General features: G+C 67.9%; 5 protein-coding genes. 2 read left to right on the top strand and 3 right to left on the bottom strand.

Features of this window, described 5'->3' with window-relative positions; translation table 11 throughout:
- Together RMO23_RS18210 and RMO23_RS18205 are read left to right on the top strand one after the other, a co-directional pair.
- On the top strand, positions 1 to 813 hold an 813-nt coding region (locus RMO23_RS18210; RefSeq protein WP_309684265.1), incomplete at its 5' end, for a LysR family transcriptional regulator.
- 117 nt (positions 814 to 930) lie between these two features.
- On the top strand, positions 931 to 1,794 hold the full coding sequence (locus tag RMO23_RS18205) for a patatin-like phospholipase family protein (RefSeq protein ID WP_309684263.1): 864 nt from the start codon (positions 931 to 933) through the stop codon (positions 1,792 to 1,794).
- A gap of 42 nt (positions 1,795 to 1,836) precedes the next feature.
- Here the strand turns inward: RMO23_RS18205 and RMO23_RS18200 are convergent, their stop codons facing one another.
- From RMO23_RS18200 to RMO23_RS18190, 3 genes are all read right to left on the bottom strand, one after another.
- A complete protein-coding gene (locus RMO23_RS18200) occupies positions 1,837 to 2,739 on the bottom strand; it encodes an EamA family transporter (protein ID WP_309684261.1) in 903 nt (300 codons plus the stop codon).
- Positions 2,740 to 2,772: 33 nt separating this feature from the next.
- Positions 2,773 to 3,222 carry an acyl-CoA thioesterase gene (locus RMO23_RS18195; protein WP_309684260.1) on the bottom strand — a complete coding sequence of 150 codons (450 nt, stop codon included), beginning with the start codon at positions 3,220 to 3,222 and terminating at the stop codon, positions 2,773 to 2,775.
- Between the two features lie 100 nt (positions 3,223 to 3,322).
- Positions 3,323 to 5,441 (bottom strand): ATP-binding cassette domain-containing protein (locus RMO23_RS18190; RefSeq protein ID WP_309684259.1); only part of this gene is annotated, 2,119 nt, incomplete at its 5' end.

The following is a 5,441-nucleotide window of genomic DNA, read 5'->3' as shown; positions in this document are numbered from 1 at the left end:
AGCCAGCACCTGCGCCAGCTCGAACAGGCGCTGGGGCTGGCGCTGCTGCACCGCTCCACCCGGCGCCTGACGCTGACCGAGGCCGGCGAGCGCTACCACGTCGGCTGCGCCGCCATGCTGGCGGCGGCGCGTTCGGCCGAGCAGGCGCTGGCGCGCCTGCGCGACGAACCCGAGGGCGAGCTGCGGCTGGCCGCGCCCATCGGCTTTGGCGGCCTGCTGGCCCGCGCGCTGGCACCGCTGCGGGCCTTTCCCAGGCTGCGGCTGCAACTGCTGCTGGACGACGCGGTGATTGACCTGATAGCGGCGCGCGTCGATGTGGCGCTGCGGGTGGGCGCGCTGGCCGACTCGGCGCTGGTGGCGCGCAAGCTGGGCCACATGACGCGCCAGCTATGCGCCGCGCCCGCCTACCTGGCCGCGCGCGGCTGGCCGGCGCAGCCGCCAGACCTGCTGCAGCACGACTGGCTGGGCGGCAAGCCGGGCAGCGGCGGCGCGGAGGTACTGGCGCTGCAAGGCCCGCACGGCGAGCAGCAAACCGTGCGGCTGGAGGGCCGGGTCCAGGCGTCGCAAGTCACGGCGCTGCACGCGCTGGCCGTGGCCGGCTGGGGCCTGCACCTGGGCGTGAGCGAAGACGACCGCCAGGCGCTGGCCGACGGCCGGCTGCTGCCGGTGCTGCCGGGCTGGCAACTGGCCGATCTGCCGGTTTATGCGGTGACGCTGCGGCGCGGCGAGCAGCCGGCCAAGGTGCGCCATGCGCTGGAGCTGCTGGCCGCCTGGTTTGGCGGGGCTTCCCCCGGGCCGCCGCCGGCCCCGTAACCGGCGCCTGATCAGGGCGCCCGGCGGCGCGGAGCCAGGCCGCGCGATCGACCCGCTGCAGTAAGATAAGTGATCCCCCGGACCCACCGGGACGGCAGCGGCAGCACGGAGGTGCGGATGCAACCCAGGGCAAATGGCCAGACCGCCTTTGTATTTGCGGGCGGCGGCAGTTTCGGCGCGATTCAGGTCGGCATGCTGCAGGCGCTGGTCGCCCACGGCGTGCAGCCCGATTTCGTCGTGGGCGCTTCGGTCGGCGCGATCAATTGCGCGTATTTCGCGGGCAATCCGACGCTGGACGGCATCGACCGGCTGGCTCAGCTGTGGTGCGGGCTCAAGCGCAGCACGGTGTTTCCGATGACCTTCAGCCGCATCGCCGGCCTGTTTTCGCGCTCGCCGTCGCTGGTCGACTCCAGCGGGCTGCGTGAGCTGATCGCGCAGCATTTGCCCTACAGCACGCTGGAACAGGCGGCGCTGCCCCTGCATGTGGTGGCGACCGAGCAGCTGCACGGCAGACCGGTCTGCCTGTCGTCCGGCCCGGCGGTCGATGCCATCCTCGCCAGTTGTGCGATTCCGGCGATTTTTCCGCCGGTGCGGGTCGGCAACCAGTACCTGATCGACGGTGCGATTGCCAGCAACACGCCGGTCACGACGGCGGTCGCGCTGGGGGCGAGCCGGTTGATCGTGCTGCCCACCGGCTATGCCTGCGCCTTGAGCGCCCCGCCGACCAGTGCCATCGCCAGTGCGCTGCATGCGCTGAACATGCTGATTGCGCACCAGCTGGTGCAGGACCTGGAGTTGATGGCGGATCGGGCCGAAGTGCTGACGGTGCCGCCGCTATGCCCGCTGGCGGCATCGGCCTACGACTTTTCGCGCGCCCATGAGCTGATTGATCGGGCCAGGCAAAACACCCGGCACTGGCTGGAGGACGGTGGCCTGCATCAGCAGCGCATTCCCGGCGCGCTGCGACCGCATGTGGATTGAGATGGAGATAGAGCAGCCGGCCACCCCGGTACCAGGGTGGCGTCAGCGGCGCTTGACCAGCCCGCCCAGCATGACGCAGGCCAGCGCCGCCACCACCAGCGCCGTGCCGGCCCACTGCCAGGGCGTGATGCGCTCGTCCAGCACCAGCATGCCGGCGGCCAGGCCGATCACCGGCACGCCCAGGCTGAAAGGCGCGACGCGGTTGGCGGGGTGGCGCTTGAGCAGGCTGGTCCACAGGCCGTAGCCGACCAGGGTGGCGACCCAGCCCAGATAGGCCACCGCCAGCCAGCTCGATGCGCGCGCCTGCAGCCATTGCCAGCGCAGCGCTTGCGGGTCGAACGCCAGCGACAGCGCCATGAAGGGAATAACGGCGACCGCGCTGCTCCACACCACGAAGGCCATGGGCGAATAGTCGGTGTGCAGCAGCTGCACGCGCCTGGCCACGATGTTGGACAGCGCCCACATCGCGGCCGCGCACAGCGTGAGCGCAAAGCCGAGCAGGCTGCTGGCGCCGCCGGCCGGCCCGACATAGTTGAGCGCAAAGCAGGCCAGGCCCAGCGCGGCCAGCAGCAGGCCGGCCTGCAGCGGCCGGCTGGCGCGCTCATGCAGCAGCACAAAGCCAAACAGCGCGGTAAAAAATACCTGGGTTTGCAGCAGCACCGAGGCCAGCGCCGCCGTCATGCCGACCTTGAGCGCCAGGAACACCAGGCCGAACTGGCCCACGCCCTGAAACGCGCCATACAGCAGCACCCAGTGCCAGGGGATGCGCGGCGGTTTGACGAACAGTGCCAGCGGCAGTACGGCAAACACAAAGCGTGCCGCGCCGAGCTGAAACGGGCTGAAGTCGCGCAGCGCAAACTTCATGACGACAAAGTTCACGCCCCAGACCAGCACCACGACCAGCGCCGCCGCCAGATCGCGGCCACCGAGGGCGGGGTTCTTCATGGGCCGCCGGGCCGCCGCCGGGAAGGGGTCGGATCAGGCACCGGGCAGTGCGGCGCGGGCGGCATCCAGGTGCGCCTTGACGCGCTGCGCCATGGCCATGTCGCCGGGTGTTTCGGGCAGCCAGGCTTCGACCGGGATGGTTTTTCCGTCAGCGTCCACCGCCACAAACACCACCAGGCAATCGGTGATGACTTCCATCTGGCCGGTTTTCATGTCGCCGGCGCGCACCTCGACGGCGATGTTCATGCTGGTGCGGCCGGTGTAGGCCAGCCGCGCCTCGACCTCCACCAGGTCACCAATCATGATGGGGCGCTGAAAGCGGATGGTGCCGACCGACACCGTGACGCAGTAGCGCCTGGCCCAGCGCGTGGCGCAGGCGTAACCGGCCTCGTCAATCCATTTCATGACGGTGCCGCCATGCACCTTGCCGCCAAAATTGACGGTGCTCGGTTCGGCCAGAAAGCGCAGGGTGATGGAGGACATGCTGAAGGTTCCGAAAAGGTTTGCTGCGTTTTGCTACGTAAATAATAGCTGCTTACGCCCGTTCTGTCTGGGCTGCGGCGTTGTTTTGCTCACAAATGAGTCACAGCAGCCGCGCCAGGTAGCGTCCGGTGTGGCTGTCCGGGTTGGCCGCCAGGTCTTCCGGCGTGCCCACGCCCACCACCGTGCCGCCACCGGCGCCGCCTTCCGGCCCCATGTCGATCAGCCAGTCGGCGGTCTTGATCACGTCCAGGTTGTGCTCTATCACCACAATCGTGTTGCCGGCGTCGCGCAACTGGTGCAGCACCTTGAGCAGCAAATCGATGTCGGCAAAGTGCAGGCCGGTGGTCGGCTCGTCGAGGATGTAGAGCGTGCGGCCGGTGTCGCGTTTGGACAGCTCCAGCGCCAGCTTGACGCGCTGCGCCTCGCCGCCCGACAGCGTGGTCGCGGCCTGGCCGAGCTTGATGTAACTGAGGCCGACATCGAGCAGCGTGTGCAGCTTGCGCGCAATCGTCGGCACCGCCTTGAAGAATTCGGCCGCCACTTCGACCGTCAGGTCCAGCACCTGCGCGATGTTTTTGCCCTTGTACAGCACCTCCAGCGTTTCGCGGTTGTAGCGCATGCCGTGGCAGACATCGCAGGGCACGTAGACATCGGGCAGAAAGTGCATCTCGACCTTGACCATGCCGTCGCCCTGGCAGGCCTCGCAGCGGCCACCGGCGACGTTGAAGCTGAAGCGCCCGGCGCCATAGCCGCGCTCGCGCGCCGTGGTCATCTCGGCCATCAGCTCGCGGATCGGCGTGAACAGGCCGGTGTAGGTGGCCGGGTTGCTGCGCGGCGTGCGGCCAATCGGCGACTGGTCGACGTTGATGACCTTGTCGAAATGCTCTATGCCTTCAATACTCTCGTGGGCGGCCGGCTCTTCATGGGCGCGGTACAGCGTGCGCGCCACGGCGGCGTACAGCGTGTCGTTGACCAGGGTCGATTTGCCCGAGCCTGAAACACCCGTCACGCAGGTCAGCAGGCCGACCGGAAACTCCGCGTTGACGTTTTTGAGGTTGTGGCCGGTGGCGCCCAGCACGCGCAGCGCCTGCATGTCGCCCAGCGTGGCCCGGTGCAGGGCTTCGCGCGCGGCGCGGCGCTCGGCGGCCGGGCTGGGCGCAAAGCGGGGCGGCTTCTTGCTTGCAAACGGATCGGCTTTGTGGACCGTGGGCAGCCACGGCGTGCGGCGCCTGGGCACGGCAATCTTCAGCGTCTGCGCCAGGTAGCGGCCGGTCAGCGAATCGGGGTTGGCCTTGACTTCTTCGTAGCTGCCCTGCGCCATGACACGGCCGCCATGAATGCCGGCGCCCGGCCCCATGTCGATCACATGGTCGGCGGCGCGGATCATGTCTTCATCATGCTCGACCACCAGCACGCTGTTGCCAATGTCGCGCAGGTGCTTGAGCGTGCCGATCAGGCGGTCGTTGTCGCGCTGGTGCAGGCCGATGCTGGGTTCGTCGAGCACATACATCACGCCGGTCAGGCCCGAGCCGATCTGCGAGGCGAGGCGGATACGTTGTGATTCACCGCCCGACAGCGTCTCGGCGCTGCGGTCCAGGCTCAGGTAATTCAGACCGACGTCGTTGAGGAATTTCAGGCGCAGGCCAATCTCGCGCACCACCTTGCCGGCAATCTCGGCCTTGGCGCCCTGCATCACCAGGCTGCTGAAGTAGTCAAAACTCTCGCGCAGCGTGATCTGGCTGATCTCGAAAATCGCCTTGCGCTGCACGCTGCCATCGCTGTACGGCGCCGACACCAGGTAGACATGGCGGGCCTCCTGGCGCAGGCGGGTGCCGCGGCAGTCGGGGCAGGGCTGCACGCTGCGGTAGCGCGCCAGTTCCTCGCGCACCGCCGCCGAATCGGTCTCGCGGTAGCGCCGTTCAAAGTTGGTGATGACGCCTTCGAACGGGTGCTTTTTGCTGACCTTTTTGCCGGCGGTCTGGCCCGAATCCATGAGGTAGCTGAACTTGATCTCTTCGTCAGCCGAGCCATGCAGTACCACCTGCTGCACGTTTTGCGGCAGGTCTTCAAAGGCGGTGTCGATGTCAAACTGGTAATGTTTCGCCAGGCTTTCGAGCATGGAAAAGTAATAGCCATTGCGCCGGTCCCAGCCCTTGACGGCGCCGCTGGCCAGGCTCAGCGACGCAAACGCCACCACCCGCGTCGGATCAAAAAATTCC

Origin of the sequence: Polaromonas sp. (assembly GCF_031411155.1) — a bacterium.
Taxonomy (GTDB): Bacteria; Pseudomonadota; Gammaproteobacteria; order Burkholderiales; family Burkholderiaceae_C; genus Polaromonas.
This window is presented reverse-complemented; position numbering and strand designations above follow the sequence as displayed.

What these genes read in the sequence shown, in the direction of transcription:
- RMO23_RS18200 (WP_309684261.1), bottom strand. Translation starts at nt 2,739, where the DNA reads ATGAAGAACCCCGCCCTCGGTGGCCGCGATCTGGCGGCGGCGCTGGTC.
- RMO23_RS18205 (WP_309684263.1), top strand. Translation starts at nt 931, where the DNA reads ATGCAACCCAGGGCAAATGGCCAGACCGCCTTTGTATTTGCGGGCGGC.
- RMO23_RS18195 (WP_309684260.1), bottom strand. Translation starts at nt 3,222, where the DNA reads ATGTCCTCCATCACCCTGCGCTTTCTGGCCGAACCGAGCACCGTCAAT.